General features: G+C 56.7%; 11 protein-coding genes. 6 read left to right on the forward strand and 5 right to left on the reverse strand.

The genetic code is table 11. The features are described 5' to 3' along the window. Window positions 1-62 precede the first annotated feature (62 nt). Window positions 63-1,628 (reverse strand): glucan biosynthesis protein G, encoded by a 1,566-nt coding sequence (locus tag AC3CHX_RS20930; RefSeq protein WP_488629924.1) that lies wholly within the window; start codon window positions 1,626-1,628, stop codon window positions 63-65. A gap of 359 nt (window positions 1,629-1,987) precedes the next feature. Between AC3CHX_RS20930 and AC3CHX_RS20935 the strand changes: the two genes are divergently transcribed. Next, complete coding sequence (locus tag AC3CHX_RS20935; protein ID WP_488629925.1) at window positions 1,988-2,485, forward strand: dihydrofolate reductase; 498 nt, start codon at window positions 1,988-1,990, stop codon at window positions 2,483-2,485. Between the two features lie 201 nt (window positions 2,486-2,686). Further along, entirely contained in the window at window positions 2,687-4,951 is a 2,265-nt protein-coding gene (locus AC3CHX_RS20940) for an Orn/Lys/Arg family decarboxylase (protein WP_488629926.1), read from the forward strand. 141 nt (window positions 4,952-5,092) lie between these two features. On the opposite strand, the gene dcd is transcribed toward AC3CHX_RS20940, so the two are convergent. After that, window positions 5,093-5,659: a dCTP deaminase gene (dcd, locus tag AC3CHX_RS20945; RefSeq protein WP_488629927.1), complete on the reverse strand. Its 567-nt coding sequence runs from the start codon at window positions 5,657-5,659 to the stop codon at window positions 5,093-5,095. Window positions 5,660-6,000: 341 nt separating this feature from the next. Here dcd and AC3CHX_RS20950 point away from each other — a divergent pair, with 341 nt between their 5' ends. Then, a complete protein-coding gene (locus AC3CHX_RS20950; protein WP_488629928.1) occupies window positions 6,001-6,369 on the forward strand; it encodes a cupin domain-containing protein in 369 nt (122 codons plus the stop codon). 23 nt (window positions 6,370-6,392) lie between these two features. On the opposite strand, the gene hrpA is transcribed toward AC3CHX_RS20950, so the two are convergent. Further along, window positions 6,393-10,511 (reverse strand): ATP-dependent RNA helicase HrpA, encoded by a 4,119-nt coding sequence (gene hrpA / locus AC3CHX_RS20955; RefSeq protein WP_488629929.1) that lies wholly within the window; start codon window positions 10,509-10,511, stop codon window positions 6,393-6,395. An 85-nt stretch (window positions 10,512-10,596) separates the two neighbouring features. Next, a complete protein-coding gene (locus AC3CHX_RS20960; protein ID WP_488629930.1) occupies window positions 10,597-11,592 on the reverse strand; it encodes an XdhC family protein in 996 nt (331 codons plus the stop codon). Window positions 11,593-11,834: 242 nt separating this feature from the next. On the opposite strand from AC3CHX_RS20960, the gene argA reads away from it, so the two are divergent. From argA to AC3CHX_RS20975, 3 genes are all read left to right on the forward strand, one after another. Then, on the forward strand, window positions 11,835-13,145 hold the full coding sequence (gene argA / locus AC3CHX_RS20965; protein ID WP_488629931.1) for an amino-acid N-acetyltransferase: 1,311 nt from the start codon (window positions 11,835-11,837) through the stop codon (window positions 13,143-13,145). Between the two features lie 79 nt (window positions 13,146-13,224). Beyond that, complete coding sequence (locus AC3CHX_RS20970) at window positions 13,225-13,497, forward strand: oxidative damage protection protein (RefSeq protein WP_488629932.1); 273 nt, start codon at window positions 13,225-13,227, stop codon at window positions 13,495-13,497. 189 nt (window positions 13,498-13,686) lie between these two features. Next, on the forward strand, window positions 13,687-16,449 hold the full coding sequence (locus AC3CHX_RS20975; protein WP_488629933.1) for a M16 family metallopeptidase: 2,763 nt from the start codon (window positions 13,687-13,689) through the stop codon (window positions 16,447-16,449). Window positions 16,450-16,530: 81 nt separating this feature from the next. Here the strand turns inward: AC3CHX_RS20975 and rpiA are convergent, their stop codons facing one another. Beyond that, entirely contained in the window at window positions 16,531-17,202 is a 672-nt protein-coding gene (gene rpiA / locus AC3CHX_RS20980) for a ribose-5-phosphate isomerase RpiA (RefSeq protein WP_488644891.1), read from the reverse strand. Window positions 17,203-17,239 lie beyond the last annotated feature (37 nt).

A 17,239-nucleotide genomic window follows, 5' to 3' on the forward strand; every position in this document is an offset into this window, starting at 1 on the left:
CAGCGGCAGGCGATCGAGATAGCGGTTGCCGGGAGAGTGGTCGTCAAACGCCGGCTGGTGCGCTAGTTGGGCGGTAATATGTAACTCCACGTTTCAGAAATGGTTGTGTTGCCGGTACGCAAGAAACCGCGCAGCTCGACTGGTTTATTTTCCTCGTTACGGTGCACCTTGATATTGATGCGCCAGCCACCGGTAGCTTCATTCCGGATCGCGTTGCTGCTGATCAGTTTGCCGTTGTCGTCGACGCTGACAACCGCATCCGGTTTCATGTTTGCCGGTAATTTCTTGAATGCCGGGCCTTCAAAATCCACCACCAGACCGATGCTGTCATCAGCCTTGAGCTGGAAACCGCCGCCGCGCCGAGTCTGCGTTACCCACGCTAACGGCAGGCTCTTTTCAGCATCTTTCTGCCATAGTAGTGTGTACTCAATATTCAACGGCTGCCCGACTTTGGGTAGCGTGTCCGGTACCCAATATGCAACGATGTTGTCATTGGTTTCGTCCGGTGTCGGAATCTGGACCAACTCAACCCGCCCCGCGCCCCAGCGCCCTTTCGGCTGAACCCAGGCGCTTGGCCGTTTTTCGTAACGCGCATCCAGATCCTGATAGGCAGAGAAATTGCGCTCGCGCTGTATCAGGCCAAAGCCTGCCGGATTGCTAAGCGTATATGACGTGACCAGCAGACGTTTGGGATTCACCAGCGGACGCCAGATCCATTCACCCGTGCCGGAGGCGACCAGCAAGCCGTCGGAATCATGGACTTCAGGCCGATAATCCTCCACTTGAGAGCGCTGATTCTTGCCATAAAAGAACATGCTGGTGAGGGGCGCTATGCCCAGCTTGCCGACGTTTTCGCGCAAATACAGTTGGGCTTTCACATCAACCGCAGTGTCAACGCCGGGCTTCAGCACAAAGCTGTAAGCCCCGCTAACCCGACGCGAATTGAGTAGCGCGTAAATCGTCATTTGTTTTTCACCCGCTTTCGGCCGCTCGATCCAGAACTCGACGAACTGCGGAAACTCTTCACCCGAGTTCAACGCCGTATCGACCGCCAGTCCTCGCGCCGACAAGCCATATTGCTGATCTTTGCCAACCCCGCGGAAGTAACTGGCGCCCAGAAACGATAACACCTCATCTTTATAGCTGTTGCTGTCGCCATTGATCGGGTAATGCACGCGAAATCCGGCAAACCCCAGCGCGCGCAATTTGCTGGTGTCGATTTTATTCGCACCATAGCTGAAATCATTTGGATCGAAGCGAATCTCGCGCACGCTCTGACCGTTGATTTCATGGATTTTCACCGGCTGATCAAAAAAATGCCCTTCATGAAAGAACGCCAGGTCAAATGGTAATTTGGCATTCTGCCATGGTGATTTTTCCGGTTTAAAGCGAATGTCCTTGTACTGCTTCAAATCCAGGCCATCAATCTCTTTCGGTACATTGCTGGCCGGTTTGACGTACGACTTCGCAGCCAGTTCTTGCGCCCGCTTGGCGACATCATTGAAATTAAACGCGGATGCATTCAAGCCGGGGAGAAGACATGCCAACGCTATTACTGCTGACGCTAGCGAGACGCAGGTTGGCGCTGGGATGAACGATCTCACCCGATGAAACAAATTTAATGACATTGGATTCCCGTTTGACATTGCCTTGATATTTGCGGACTTGACGACAGCAATGGCAGACATCCCTATCCTGCGCAGACCCTGACTTAAGCAGAAAGCAGGCAAAATGCCCTCTTACTTGTCAATAAGCAAATTTACCTACGCAGTTAAGAGCTATCGCAGCCGACAAAGTTCCTTCCAACATTTATAGTAAGATTGCGGGTTTTCATCAGCGCCTGATTTATCGGCGCCTTTAGGAACCGTAACCTCGGATTAACGATGTTGCAAATTCTGTAACCATACGGGTAAGCATCGCAGATCCGTGACTGGACGTACAGTCGATTCTTAAAGGCTGCCCTTACCGGCCCTAACCTGCACCGCTTATGCCTTCCAGCCTGACTATTATCGTCGCCACCGATGCCAACAACGGCATCGGCATTCGCAATGCGCTCCCCTGGCATTTGCCGGAGGATCTGGCGCATTTCAAACGCACCACTACGGGCCATCCGATCATTATGGGGCGCAAAACCTTTGAATCGATCGGCCGGCCACTCCCCAATCGTCGCAATATCGTCATCACCCGCAATCCGGACTGGCAGCACGACGGCGTCGAAACGGTGCCATCGGTCGAAGCCGCCGCGGCGCTGGTGCACACGGCTGACGATAAGGATGAAGCCTTCATCATCGGCGGCGCAGAAATCTACGCTGCCTCACAAAGGCTGTGCACGCGCCTGATCGTTACCGAAATCGGCAAAAGCTTCGACTGCGACGCCTTCTTTCCGGCGCGCGATCCACAACAATGGCAGGAAACCTCACGCGAGTCGCATCACTCCCCGGCCAACAACTTTGACTACGCTTTTGTGGTGTACCAGAGACGCTAGCCGGACTTGTTGTATTAAGCAGGTTTCAGGCCATCTTCACCCCCCAATTTCCCGCATATCTGCGAGAATTCGACTTTCTACTTTTTGGTGCAGCCAAGTTGGCCTTTACCCAAGGTCATTGATTAATAAACAAGCGCTCCAAATTGGAGAAACTTGCTGTTGGCTGCTCCTGTTATCAACTACCGTCTCTTGGAGACCTCGATGAAATTCCGCTTCCCTATCGTCATCATTGACGAAGACTTTCGCTCAGAAAACACCTCCGGCCTCGGCATCCGCGCGCTCGCCGATGCGATGGAAAAGGAAGGCATGGAAGTGCTGGGGGTTACCAGTTACGGCGACCTGTCCCAGTTCGCGCAGCAGCAATCGCGCGCGTCCGCTTTTATTTTGTCGATTGACGATGAAGAATTCGGCGCCGGCTCGTTTGAGGAGACCGACAATGCGCTGAAATCGCTGCGCGCCTTTGTCGAAGAAATCCGCTACAAGAACGCCGACATCCCGATTTATCTGTACGGCGAAACGCGCACCTCACGCCATATTCCGAACGACATCCTGCGCGAACTGCATGGCTTCATTCACATGTTCGAAGACACGCCGGAATTCGTCGCGCGCCACATCATCCGCGAGGCAAAGTCCTATCTGGATGGCCTGTCGCCGCCATTCTTCCGCGCGCTGGTGCACTACGCGCAGGATGGTTCGTATTCGTGGCACTGTCCAGGCCACTCCGGCGGCGTCGCTTTTCTGAAGTCGCCTATCGGCCAGATGTTCCATCAATTCTTTGGTGAAAACATGCTGCGCGCCGACGTCTGCAACGCCGTCGAAGAACTCGGCCAGTTGCTCGATCACACCGGCCCGATCGCCGAGTCGGAACGCAACGCTGCACGCATTTACAATGCCGATCACTGCTACTTCGTCACCAACGGCACCTCGACCTCGAACAAGATGGTCTGGCACTCGACGGTGGCGCCGGGAGATATCGTCGTGGTCGACCGGAATTGCCACAAATCGATATTGCACTCGATCATCATGACCGGCGCGATTCCGGTGTTCCTGATGCCTACCCGCAACCACCTCGGCATCATCGGTCCGATTCCGCTGGAAGAATTCACGCTGGAAAGTATCCGGAAAAAAATCGAAGCGAATCCGTTTGCGCGTGAAGCCGTCAACAAAAAACCGCGGATTCTGACCATCACCCAATCGACTTACGACGGCGTGCTGTACAACGTCGAGACATTGAAAAACATGCTCGACGGCGAAATCGACACCTTGCATTTCGACGAGGCGTGGCTGCCACATGCGACTTTCCATGACTTCTACAAAGACATGCACGCCATCGGCAAGGATCGTCCGCGCGCCAAGAAGTCGATGATTTTCTCAACCCAGTCGACCCACAAACTGCTGGCCGGGCTGTCGCAGGCATCGCAAGTGCTGGTGCGCGAATCGGAAACGGTGCAACTCGATCAGGACGCGTTCAACGAAGCCTATCTGATGCACACCTCAACCTCGCCGCAATATTCGATCATCGCCTCATGCGATGTCGCCGCGGCGATGATGGAAGCGCCGGGCGGTACTGCGCTAGTCGAGGAAAGCATCCTCGAAGCGCTGGATTTCCGGCGCGCCATGAAAAAGATCGACCAGGAATGGGGCAAGGACTGGTGGTTCCAGGTGTGGGGGCCGAACTCCTTTTCCGAAGACGGCATCGGCTCGCGTGAGGACTGGGTCATCAAGGCAGAAGACGACTGGCATGGTTTCGGCAACCTTGCCCCCGGCTTCAACATGCTGGACCCGATCAAGGCCACCATCGTTACGCCCGGCTTGTCGCTGGACGGCAAGTTCGGCGACAGCGGCATCCCGGCCTCGATCGTCACCAAGTACCTGGCGGAACACGGCGTGATCGTTGAAAAATGCGGCCTGTACTCATTCTTCATCATGTTCACCATCGGCATCACCAAAGGCCGCTGGAACACGCTGCTGACGGCGCTGCAGCAATTCAAGGACGATTACGACAAGAACCAGCCTATCTGGCGCATCCTGCCGGAATTCGCGCGTGGCAATAACGGTAAAAACTCCCGCTACGAACGCCTCGGCCTGCGCGATTTGTGCCAGCAGATTCATGAGACCTACAAATCCCATGACATCGCGCGCCTGACCACGGAAATGTATCTGTCGAACATGCAACCGGCGATGAAGCCATCGGATGCGTTCGCCAAGATGGCCCATCGCGAAATCGACCGCGTGCCCATCGACCAGCTCGAAGGCCGCGTCACGTCGATCCTGCTGACCCCCTATCCACCGGGTATTCCGCTGCTGATTCCAGGCGAACGCTTCAACAAGACCATCGTTGATTACCTGAAATTCGCCCGCGATTTCAATGAGAAATTCCCCGGCTTTGAAACCGATGTGCATGGTTTGGTGAAACGGGAAGTGAATGGCAAGCGCGATTATTTTGTCGATTGTGTGCGGCAGTAGGCGTTGATCAGTGTTTAGATTTTGCTACGGGCACTCGTTCTGACCAGCAACATAACACCCCCCCCCGTCGGCACCTGGATGACGACGGGGGTTTTTGACCAGCCCAACGATCTGCGTTGAACGCCCTGCTCTCTCTGCGTCTTAAGCCTTAGGCAACGTCACCCCTTGCTGCCCCTGATACTTGCCGCCGCGGTCCTTGTAAGATGTTTCGCAGACCTCGTCGCTCTCGAAGAACAGTACCTGAGCGCAACCTTCACCGGCATAAATCTTCGCCGGCAACGGTGTTGTGTTGGAAAACTCCAATGTCACATAGCCCTCCCACTCCGGCTCGAAGGGCGTCACGTTGACGATGATGCCGCAACGTGCATAAGTCGATTTGCCGAGGCAGATGGTCAGCACGCTGCGTGGAATACGGAAATATTCCATGGTGCGCGCCAGCGCAAACGAGTTCGGTGGAATGATGCAGACGTCGCCCTTGAAATCGACAAATGACTTTTCGTCAAAATTCTTCGGGTCGACAATGGTCGAATTGATATTGGTAAAAATCTTGAATTCATTGGCGCAGCGAATATCGTAGCCGTACGACGAGGTGCCGTAAGACACAATCTTGTGACCATTCTCTTCGCGCACCTGACCGGGTTCGAATGGCTCGATCATGCCGGTTTCCTGCGCCATGCGGCGGATCCATTTATCGGATTTGATAGCCATAGTGTTCTCTTCTCTGTGAGGGGCAGTGCATCCGCATATGAAAATGGCGAGCTATGTCAGCCCGCACATTTGTATAACCGATCCCGCTACCGCTTGAATAATTGAAATACTGAAATAAAACGGGTTTTCGCAATTTTACGCGAATCGCCCAGGGACTTCGCGGACAAAATTATCTGACTTGCACTCGCCATGGACCGATCTATATTGAATTAGTCATTCCGAGTTCTGGCTTCAAAGCCGATTAGTCGGTAACGGCGCGTCTGGTTCAATCATTTTGCACTGCTCAACACTCCTGACTCGTCGCCACCATATCCACCCACCATTTTTTGGAGGATCAAGCGATGAGCGCGACGTTAGAGAAAAAATCTTTGGATATGCCGGACGAAGTTCGCCCGTTCAAAGAGGGCAAAGGTAAGGTAGCTGTGTTTACACTCGGCAACCAAACAATGGGCCGTGGCGAGTTCGAACCTGGTTGGCGCTGGAGTCTACATGTGAAACCGATAGCAGGAACGGATTCTTGCCAGGCCGCGCATACCGGCATCATCCTTGAAGGTCGGATGGTCGTGAAGATGGATGATGGGTCTGAGACGGAATACGGGCCGGGCGACCTGTTTTATATGCCGCCTGGGCATGATGCCTGGGTAGTCGGAACCCAGCGTTGCGTGTTGTTCGATGTAACAGGCGTCGCAAAATACGCCAAACCGCAATAAGACGGCGTTTTGCCCTGATCGCCTCAGCGTTGCATCGTCTCCCATACTTTTTGCAGGCGCTTGACCGATACCGGCATTGGCGTTTTCAGTTCCTGTGCAAACAAGGACACCCGCAGCTCTTCCAGCAGCCAGCGGAATTCCTGCATCTTCGGATCGCCGCCCTTGCCGCCGTGCCGGTCTTTTTGGGCGCGTTGCCACGGTGTTGCCACTTGCGCCCACTCCGCCAGCGAACGGGCGTCGCGGCTCGGATCGGCACGCAGCTTTTCCAGGCGCACGTTGATGGCCTTCAGATAGCGCGGAAAATGCGTCAGGTTCGCATACTCGTTCTCGGCGATAAAGCGCTTGCCGATCAAACCCTGCATTTGCGTCTGAATATCCGCCACCGCTGCTGCATGTGACTTTGCGCCCTGCAATTTCTTCGGCAAGCCGTAATATTCGGCCAGTATCAGCGCTGTCAGTCGGGCAATCTCGTTGCACAGCAAACCCAGACGCGACTTGCCCTCATCCTTGCGCTGATTGAATTCCTCGGCATTTTTCGGTAGCGGCGCTTGCAGACAGGCGCGCTCCAGGCCCGCGGAAATGATCTGATCGCGCAATTCTTCCTGCGATCCGAGCGCCATGAACTGCATGCCCATTTGCTGCAAACCGGGAATGTTTTTCTCCAGAAATTTCAGCTGCTCCTTCAGCTGCAGCGCAAACAGACGGCGCAATCCCAGCCGGTGGATCCGCGCAGCTTCATTCGGATCGTCGAAGACTTCCAGATCGCAATGGCTGAGCTTGTCGACCAGCGCCGGGAAGCCGATCAGGGTTTGCTTGCCCTGCTGAATTTCCAGCAACTCCGGCAACTCGCCAAAAGTCCAGCTGGTCAGATTCCCATATGCAGCCGCGCTGTTGCCGGACTGCGGACCTGCAGTCGCCGTGGCCGGCTTGCCTGATGCAAGCGACGCAGATTGGCCGGGCCTGGCTACCTGAGCTGCGGCTATTTCATTGGCAACAACCGCTGTTTTTTCCGCCAGCTTCTGAAAACTCTCGCGCGCCTGCCCGCCCAGTTCGGCTTGCAATGCGGCCAGATTGCGTCCCATGTCGAGTTGTCGGCCATGCTCGTCGCATACCTTGAAATTCATCGAGTGATGGGCTGGCAAGGTTTCCAGCTTGAAGTCGGACATGCGCACGGCAACCGTGGTTTCGGACCGTATATCCGCGATCAGCGCTTCCAGCAGATTGCCGTGGCCAAACGCATGGCGCGCCTGTATCCGTTCACAAAATCCGGCAGCGTAGTCGGGCAACGGCACGCAGTTGCGGCGCAATTTTTGCGGCAACGATTTCAGCAGCTGATGGACTTTTTCCTTCAGCATGCCTGTCACCAGCCAGTCGCAACGATCGGCGTAGACCTGGTTGAGTGCGTACAACGGCACCGTCAGCGTGACGCCATCGCGCGGCGTACCCGGCTCGAAGTGATACGACAATCCCATCTCGATACCGGCAACCCGCATCACCTTCGGAAATAATTCGGTGGTCACGCCGGCGGCTTCGTGGCGCATCAAATCGTCGCGATTCAGAAACAGCAATTTCGGATTTTTGGTGACCGTGTCCTTGTGCCACTTTTCAAAAGTAATGCCGTTGCAGATATCCGCCGGAATCAGCTTGTCGTAAAACGCCGCGATCAATTCCTCATCGACCAGCACATCCAGCCGCCGTGACTTGTGTTCCAGATTTTCGATCTCGCGGATCAGCTTTTGGTTGTGTGCAAAGAATGGCGCACGCGTATCGTATTCGCCGCCGACCAGCGCATCGCGAATAAATATTTCGCGCGCTTCCTTTGGATTGATCAGGCCGAAATTGATGCGGCGCTGGCTGTACACCACCAGGCCGTACAGCGTGGCGCGCTCGGAGGCGGAAACCTGCGCCATGCGCTTTTCCCAGCGCGGCTCGCCGTAAGACTTCTTCAATAAATGCGCGCCGACTTTCTCCAGCCATTCCGGCTGGATCTGGGCGATGCAGCGCGCATACAAACGTGTGGTGTCGACCAGTTCGGCGGCCATCACCCACTTCCCGGCTTTCTTCGACAGCGATGAACCGGGCCAGATGTGGAACTTGATGCCGCGTGCGCCCAGATAGTGCGGCTCGTCGTCAGCCTTGAAGCCGACGTTGCCCAGCAGACCGGTCAGCAACGCGGTGTGCAGGTTGTCGTAGGTGGCCGCTGCTTCGTTCAGACGCCAGCCCTGTTCACGAACGATGGTCAGCAGCTGCGAATGGACGTCGCGCCATTCGCGCAAGCGCAGTTGCGACAGGAAATTGGCGCGACAATTGTCTTGCAGCTGGCGATTGGTTTTCTTGTGCTCAATCGCGTCTTCAAACCATTTCCAGATTTTCAGGTAGCTTTGAAACTCCGATTTTTCATCGGCGAATTTCTTGTGCGCCTGATCTGCGGCGGCTTGCGCGTCCATCGGCCGGTCGCGTGGATCCTGCACGGACACTGCCGATGCAATGATCAGCATTTCCGTCAGGCAAACGTTGTCGAGTGAGGCCAGTATCATTCTGCCGACACGCGGATCGAGCGGTAATTTTGCCAGTTGACGACCGGTATTGGTCAACTGGTTATTCTCATCGACCGCACCCAATTCCTGCAGCAATTGATAGCCATCGGCAACCGCGCGGCCCGGTGGCGGCTCGATAAACGGGAAAGTTTCAACATCGGTCAGATGCAGCGATTTCATCCGCAAGATCACCGATGCGAGCGACGAACGCAGAATTTCCGGTTCGGTAAACTTGGGCCGCTGCAAATAATCCCGCTCTTCGTACAGGCGGATACAGACACCCGCAGCAACCCGGCCGCAGCGGCCGGCGCGCTGATTCGCGGCCGATTGCGCAATCGGTTCTATCTGTAATTGCTCAACCTTGTTGCGATAGCTGTAGCGCTTGACGCGCGCCAGGCCGGCATCAACAACGTAACGAATCCCGGGCACGGTCAGCGAGGTTTCCGCAACGTTGGTTGCCAGGACGATACGGCGCGCGTTCGAGGTCTTGAATACCCGCTCTTGTTCCTGCGCCGACAAGCGCGCAAACAACGGCAAAATCTCCACATGCGGCGGATGATGCTTGCGCAATGCTTCGGCGGCATCGCGAATCTCGCGCTCGCCCGGCAAAAATACCAGCACGTCGCCGGACCCGACCCGCGCCAGTTCGTCCACGGCATCGACTACCGCGTCCATCAAATCGCGTTGCTCACGATCTCTCTGCGCCGCATTCGGTGCCGCACCCGACTTCGCCATTGGGTTGCTTGCGGCCGGATTAACACCGCTCCGATCCGCGTTATCCACTGGCCGGTAGCGCAGCTCGACCTCATATAAGCGCCCCGACACTTCTATTACCGGCGCCAGTTTGTCGCCGTGACCGAAATGACGGGCGAAGCGATCGGCATCGATCGTCGCCGAGGTAATGATCACTTTCAGGTCGGGGCGCTTGGGCAGTAATTGCTTCAGGTAGCCGAGCAGGAAATCGATGTTCAGGCTGCGCTCATGCGCCTCATCGATGATGATGGTGTCGTATTGCCGCAGCAGCGGATCGGTCTGGGTTTCGGCCAGCAAAATACCGTCGGTCATCAGTTTGACCCAGGCGCCCTTGGTCAGCGTGTCGTTAAAGCGCACTTTAAAACCGACGTGCTCACCCAGCGGCGAACCCAGTTCTTGCGCAATCCGCTTGGCGGTGGAGGAAGCGGCAATCCGGCGCGGCTGGGTATGGCCGATCAAGCCGTGCTGGCCACGGCCTAACTCAAGACAGATTTTCGGTAACTGCGTCGTTTTGCCGGAGCCGGTTTCACCGCAGACGATGATGACCTGATTGGCTTGCAGCGCGGCGGCAATTTCGGTGCGCTTGCCGGAAACCGGCAACTCCTCCGGAAATACGATGGGCGGGAGCGGGTTACGTTCAGGCGCAGGGCGCGGCCTGGACTCGCGCGGCAGGCGCGGCTCGGATCGACGCTGGCCTGCAGGCTCGGCAGACCGAGGCAGATCGCGCGGCGGATTCGGCGCACGCGACTGCGCCGGGCGCGGTGGATTGTTCTGACGCACGGTGGCTTCAGGGCGCTGCGGCTGGCTTGAATCTGCGGGCCGCGGTGGTTGGTTGGATTCTGGTACTGACATGGGGAGGGAATTATACAGAGCGGGGCAGCGTCATGCCGTTACGGATGAATGAATACCGAGGGTTTCCCCAACCGGTCATGAATACTTACTGCCGGGCAACAACCCGCACGTCCGCACCAACCGCACAACCGGAAGCAGTCGCCACCACGCCACGATTGCGCAACGCAACCAGTTCCGCCAGCACCGACACAGCAATCTCCGCCGGCGACCGGCTGAAAATCGGCAACCCGATCGGCGCATGCAAACGACCGATTTGGTCCGGCGTCAAATCCAGCATCAGCAAGCGCGCCTTACGCGCCTCGGTACTCGCGATCGACCCAATCGCGCCGACATAAAACGCATCGGTCTTCAGCGCCTCCATTAATGCCATATCGTCGACCTTGGGATCATGACTCAGCGCCACGATCACGGTCCGCCGGTCCGGCGCAAATGCCCGCACCGCATCGTCCGGCATGCCGTCCAGCCACTCGACCGTACCGGCCTGCCAGTTGCGCCGCTGCTCTTCGCGCGGATCGTTCAGGTACACCGAAAAATCCAGCGCCGGGGCCATCTGCGCCAGATATTCCGAGACCTGACCGGCGCCGATAATCAGCAAGCGCCAGCGCGGGCCAAACACCTGCACCAGTTCATCCTCGCTGAAACGCAGCGTGAAGTCGGCGGCTGCCGGTTGTATCAATGCAACGCCGCTAAGCAGGCTCAAACGCCGTTGCACCAGACGCCGCGCAGCGACCGCCTCCAGCAACGGTTCCAGCGCCGCCGCATCGGTGAGCGGCTCCACCACCAGTTCCAGCGTGCCGCCACACGGCAGCCCGAAGCGGCGCACCTGCTCGGCGCTGATACCGTAGCGCACGACTTCGATCCGGTCTGGAAATGATGCGGCAAAACGCTGCATCAAGTCGTCCTCGACGCAACCGCCCGATACCGATCCGGTAAAGTCGCCATCGGCGCTAATCGCGAACAATGCACCGAGCGGTCGCGGTGCCGAACCCCAGTTACGCACCACGGTCACCAGCGCCACCCGCTTGCCCTGCCGCAACCAGCCGACAGCGCTACGCAAGACTTGATAATCGACTGCATTCATTTCCATCCTCACTGTTACTCTTGCATCCTGCCTGCTCACTCACATGCAAAGTGTGCAAGAATTTATACTCCTTCCTTCAAAAAAGTCACTCCCCCATCGCAACATTTTTACGGCGTGCGCGCTATCTATTCCCCTGAAATTACTAAAAACACACCATCCGGCGCGAATACCCAACCAATTAGGGCACATCCTGCGTCCGTCCGGTAGTGTCCTGTCGTCAGGTCATGTATATAATGCACAGCATGGAAAATACCTCCGAATTCGTCCAATGGCTGCGCTCTGTCGCGCCGTATATTCATGCCTTTCGCGGCAAGACCTTTGTCATCGCCTTTCCCGGCGAATTAGTCATGGCGGGCGCCTTGCCGGTGCTGGCGCAGGATTTGTCGCTGTTACATGCGTTAGGCATCAAAGTGGTGATCGTGCATGGTTCGCGGCCGCAGGTGGAAGAACAGCTGGCATTACGCAATGTCGAAGCGCGTTTTCACAACGGCTTGCGCATCACCGACACCGCCGCGCTGGAATGCGCCAAGGAAGCTGCCGGCGAATTGCGGCTGGATATCGAAGCCGCGTTCAGTCAGGGCTTGCCGAACACGCCGATGGCACACGCTGCGATTCGCATCATTTCCGGCAACTTCGTCACCGCCCGCCCGCTCGGCGTGATTGACGGCGCCGACCTGCAATTGACTGGCGTGGTACGGAAGATTGCCTACGAAACCATCCACCCTATCCTGAATGCCGGCAGTCTGGTATTGCTTTCCCCGCTAGGCTTTTCGCCGACCGGCGAAGCCTTCAATCTGACCATGGAAGATGTCGCGGTCGCGGCGGCGATCTCGCTGCGTGCGGAGAAACTGATCTTCATCAGCGAAACGCCGATCATGAAGGATGCCGGCGACACCGAAATCCGCGAACTGTCGTCGCATCAGGCACAGGCGGTGCTGGATAGCGGTTGTTTGCCGTCCGACTCGGCCTTCTATCTGCAGCACGCGATCAAGTCCTGCAATGCTGGCGTACCACGGGCCCACATTGTGCCGTTTTCGACGGACGGTTCGGCCTTGCTTGAACTGTTTACGCATGATGGCATCGGCACCATGATTACTTACGAGAATCTGGAAAGCCTGCGCGAAGCGACGATTGAAGACGTCGGCGGCATCCTGAAACTGATCGAGCCGCTGGAAGCCGACGGCACGCTGGTCAAGCGCGGGCGCGAACTGATTGAGCGCGAAATCCATAACTTCTCGGTCATCGACCATGATGGCGTGCTGTTCGGTTGTGCCGCGCTGTATCCCTTCCCCGATGAGAAAATGGCCGAGATGGCTTGCCTGACGGTGAACCCTGAAGTACAGGCGCAAGGCGATGGCGAGAAAATCCTGAAACATATGGAAAGCCGGGCCCGCGCTGCCGGCTTCACCAGATTATTCGTGCTGACTACCCGTACTTCGCACTGGTTTTTGCGCCGTGGCTTTGTCCACGCCACGGTCGACGACCTGCCGAAGAACCGCCAGCATATGTATAACTGGCAACGCAAATCGCTGGTACTGATCAAACAGCTTTAACTTTTTTTCACTGTTCCATAGCGCCGCGCTGAAACCGAAGGCGGCGCTGGTCCCACCATGTAGTTGATAAGGAAAAATCATGGCACGCATTATTCATTGCATCAAACTCGACAAAGAAGCTGAAGGACTGGATTTCCCACCGTACCCGGGCGAACTGGGCAAGCGGATTTACGAAAGCGTCTCGAAAGAAGCCTGGGCTGCCTGGCTCAAGCATCAAACCATGCTGGTGAATGAAAATCGCCTGAACCTGGCTGACGTTCGCGCCCGCAAATATCTGGCAACGCAAATGGAAAACCACTTCTTTGGCAGCGGCGCCGATGCCGCCACCGGCTACGTACCACCGACCGAATAAATCACCTGCGGCACATCCGGTATTCGCCTTCCCTTCCCAGCTACCACCTTGGCATGATCATCGTCCCCGATCTTGCCGGGTGGTAGCATCATTGCTGTCAAGCAATGGCAAGCCCTGCAATCCATGCGATTGCCCCCAATCACTGGCCGCGCTATTCCGTCATTCCGAATTCAACTGACCCGACCATTCATGCATCCATTCCGCAAAAACCGTCATTCCAGAGCGTTACTGGCGACGCTGCTGGCAGGCGTACTGAGCAGCGTGCTCACGCTCGCGCCCTGCACTGCCGATGCAGAAACACTTCCGGCCGGCGTCACCCAGGGCCCCTCTGCCGAAGGCATCACCGAATACCGGTTTGCGAATGGCTTCAAGGTTCTGTTGCTTCCGGACGATACCAAACCCACCGTCACCGTCAACATGACGTATCTGGTCGGCTCCCGTCATGAGAATTATGGCGAAACCGGGATGGCGCATTTGCTGGAACACCTGATGTTCAAAGGCAGCCCCAGACATCCGGCGATTCCACAGGATTTCAGTCAACGCGGCATGTCGTTCAATGGCAGCACCTCACTCGACCGCACCAACTACTATGAATTCTCGCAGGCCAGCGACGCCAATCTGAAGTGGGCCATCGACCTGGAAGCCGATCGGATGCTGCATTCGTTCATCGCCAGAAAAGATCTCGACAGCGAGATGACGGTAGTCCGCAATGAATTTGAAAAGGGCGAAAACTCACCCGTCAGCGTCCTGTTCAAACGCATGCAAGGCGTCGCCTACGACTGGCATAGCTATGGCAAACCGACCATCGGCAACCGCAGCGATGTCGAGAACGTCAAGATAGAAAACCTGCAAGCCTTCTACCGGACTTATTACCAGCCGGATAATGCGGTACTGCTGATCGCCGGCAAATTCGATGCCGGCAAAGCCCTGAACTGGGTCAATCAAGCTTTCGGCAACATGCCCAGGCCTGGCCGCAAGCTGCCTCCATTCTGGACCGTAGAACCGACCCAGGACGGTGAGCGCAGCTTCATGATCCGGCGTCAGGGCGACATTCAAATTGTCGCCGTCGCCTACAAGATCCCCAGTGAGCTGCACCCGGACAGTAGCGCACTGTCGTTCGCCGCCAGCATCCTGGCCGATACCCCAAACGGGCGACTGTACAAGGCCCTGGTCGAAACCGGCAAGGCCAGCTCGGTGTTCGATTATGAAATGACCGGTTATGCACCCGGCTTGTTAATGATTGCTGCGATCGTCAAAAAAGACGACCCGATTGAACCGGTGCGGGCTGCGTTGCTGGATGCGATTGAAAGGTTTTCAGCAACACCCCCTACCACCGAAGAAATGGAGCGGGTAAAGCGCAGTAACGCCAATCACTACGAGCAGCTGCTCAACGATCCGCAACGCGTCGGCCTGGCGCTGTCGAGTGCGATTGCGCTGGGCGACTGGCGCTTGCTGTTTCTGGGACGCGATCAACTCAATAAGGTTACCTCGGCCGAGGTGGCCAGCGCTGCTGCGCATTATTTCAAACGCGATAACCGTACCGTTGGCATGTTCCGGCCGGACGATCAGCCGCAGCGCGCCGACATCCCGGCCGCACCTGGCCTGGCCGCCATACTGAAGGACTACCAGCCGCAACAAGGACTGGCAGGAGGCGAAGTTTTTGATCCGTCTCAAGCGAATATCGATGCCCGTACCCAGCGCCTGACGGTAGGTGGCCTGAAATTGGCGTTGCTACCGAAAAAGACCCGTGGCGCTTCCGTCTCGGTACATTTAAAGCTGGCCTGGGGCGATGAAAAAACATTGTTCGGCAAGAAAACCGCGTCGGATATGGCGAGCGCGATGCTGTACCGCGGTACCACCACACTTAGTCGGGAACAACTGGCCGATGCGTTTTCCAAACTCAAGATCAGCGGCGGCCTGTATCAATTCCAGACCACCCGCAGCAATCTGGCCGGCGCGCTGACGCTGGTCGCCAGCGTGCTCAAACAACCGCGCTTCGATGCAGTTGAATTTGAACGTCTGCGCAAGGAAGTGCTGGTCGGACTCGAAGCCTCGCGCAACAATCCCGACACCCGTGCCGCCGAAGCGATCTCGCAGCACTTCAACCTGTATCCGCCAGGGGACTGGCTGTCGGCGCCAGACATCGACCAGAAAATCGCCAGCATCAAGGCAGTGACGCTCGCCGACGTAACCGCCTTCCACCAGGCGTTTTATGGTGCTTCGCACGGTGAACTGGCGATTGTCGGCGATTTCGATCCAGCCGCAATTACCAAGGTGGTACAGGCTGAATTTGGCGACTGGAAAAGTGCGGCCTCTTATCGGCGCGTAGTGCGGAAAAATTTCGATGTGGCGCCGCTGCAAGCCGCGATCAACACACCGGATAAGGAAAACGGCGTTTACCTGGCACGCCTGAATCTGGACCTGCGCGATGGCGATGCCGACTATCCGGCACTGCTGGTGGCAAATTATCTGTTTGGCGGCAGCCGGCTGAAATCCCGACTGGCCGACCGCATCCGCCAAAAGGATGGCCTGTCGTATGGTGTCGGCTCGACGCTCAGTGTCGAAGCCATCAGCCGCGCTGCCAGCTTCAGCATACAAGCCATCGCCGCGCCGCAGAACCTGGCGAGGGTCGACCTGGGCGTCAGGGAAGAGTTGGCACGGGCACGCAAAGATGGCTTCAGCGCCGAAGAGTTGGCGCGCGCCAAGTCCGGCATACTGCAAGAAAATATCCGGGCGCGGGCACAAGATTCCTCCCTCAGCGCAGACTGGGTGCGGTTGCTGGATGTGGACCGGACCTTTGCCTGGAACAAGCAGCTGGAGGAGAAGATCAGCGGATTGACGCTGGATCAGGTAAATACGGCATTCCGCAATCGGATAGATCCTGCGAAGTTGAGCGTGGTAATTGCACGAGATGAAACCAAAGTCAAAAATGCGGTAGTCACCAAGCCATAAGTTGTAAAAAAAGCCTGCGACGCGACCAGTTGCAGGCTTTTTTATTTGTGCAGGCGAAACCGGTTTTCCCGCCGACGGACATTAAAACGTCAATGTCTTGACACCGTCCGGCGTTCCCAATAGACACACATTCGCGCCTTGCCTGGCAAACAGGCCAACCGACACCACACCGGTAATCTGATTGATCTGCGCTTCCAGCGCGATCGGGTCAACGATCTTCAGTCCGACCATATCGATGATCACGCAGCCGTTATCGGTGATCAGCGGAATCCCGTCCTTGAAGCGCAAACGCGGCTCGCCGCCCAGTTTGGCCAGCTTGCGCGCCACCACGGCCTGCGCCATCGGGATCACTTCCACCGGCAACGGGAATTTGCCCAGCACATTGACCAGTTTGGAACCGTCGGCGATGCAAATGAATTTATCGGCGACCGAAGCAACGATCTTTTCGCGCGTCAGCGCCGCACCGCCGCCCTTGATCATCGCGCCCTGCGGGTCGATTTCGTCCGCACCGTCGATATACACCGGCATCGACAGCACCTGATTCAGATCGAAAACTTCGATATCATGACTGCGCAAACGTGCCGCCGTGGCTTCGGAAGACGCTACCGCGCCCTTGATCAGGTGCTTGATCTTGGCTAACTCATCGATAAAGAAATTCGCGGTCGAGCCAGTGCCGACACCGACTATGTCACGCTCCACCACATATTTAATTGCCTCACGGGCAACAGCTTGTTTAAGTTCATCCTGCGTCATAGTGGCCATGGCATTCATCTTGGAAAAGAAGTAAGGA

Source organism: Glaciimonas sp. OK215, from assembly GCF_057787885.1.

Bases quoted from the DNA above. Each gene is read 5' to 3' on its own strand.
- rpiA (WP_488644891.1), bottom strand. From the start codon at position 17,202: ATGACGCAGGATGAACTTAAACAAGCTGTTGCCCGTGAGGCAATTAAA.
- dcd (WP_488629927.1), bottom strand. From the start codon at position 5,659: ATGGCTATCAAATCCGATAAATGGATCCGCCGCATGGCGCAGGAAACC.
- AC3CHX_RS20975 (WP_488629933.1), top strand. From the start codon at position 13,687: ATGCATCCATTCCGCAAAAACCGTCATTCCAGAGCGTTACTGGCGACG.
- AC3CHX_RS20930 (WP_488629924.1), bottom strand. From the start codon at position 1,628: ATGTCATTAAATTTGTTTCATCGGGTGAGATCGTTCATCCCAGCGCCA.
- AC3CHX_RS20960 (WP_488629930.1), bottom strand. From the start codon at position 11,592: ATGAATGCAGTCGATTATCAAGTCTTGCGTAGCGCTGTCGGCTGGTTG.
- hrpA (WP_488629929.1), bottom strand. From the start codon at position 10,511: ATGTCAGTACCAGAATCCAACCAACCACCGCGGCCCGCAGATTCAAGC.
- AC3CHX_RS20935 (WP_488629925.1), top strand. From the start codon at position 1,988: ATGCCTTCCAGCCTGACTATTATCGTCGCCACCGATGCCAACAACGGC.
- AC3CHX_RS20970 (WP_488629932.1), top strand. From the start codon at position 13,225: ATGGCACGCATTATTCATTGCATCAAACTCGACAAAGAAGCTGAAGGA.
- AC3CHX_RS20950 (WP_488629928.1), top strand. From the start codon at position 6,001: ATGAGCGCGACGTTAGAGAAAAAATCTTTGGATATGCCGGACGAAGTT.
- argA (WP_488629931.1), top strand. From the start codon at position 11,835: ATGGAAAATACCTCCGAATTCGTCCAATGGCTGCGCTCTGTCGCGCCG.
- AC3CHX_RS20940 (WP_488629926.1), top strand. From the start codon at position 2,687: ATGAAATTCCGCTTCCCTATCGTCATCATTGACGAAGACTTTCGCTCA.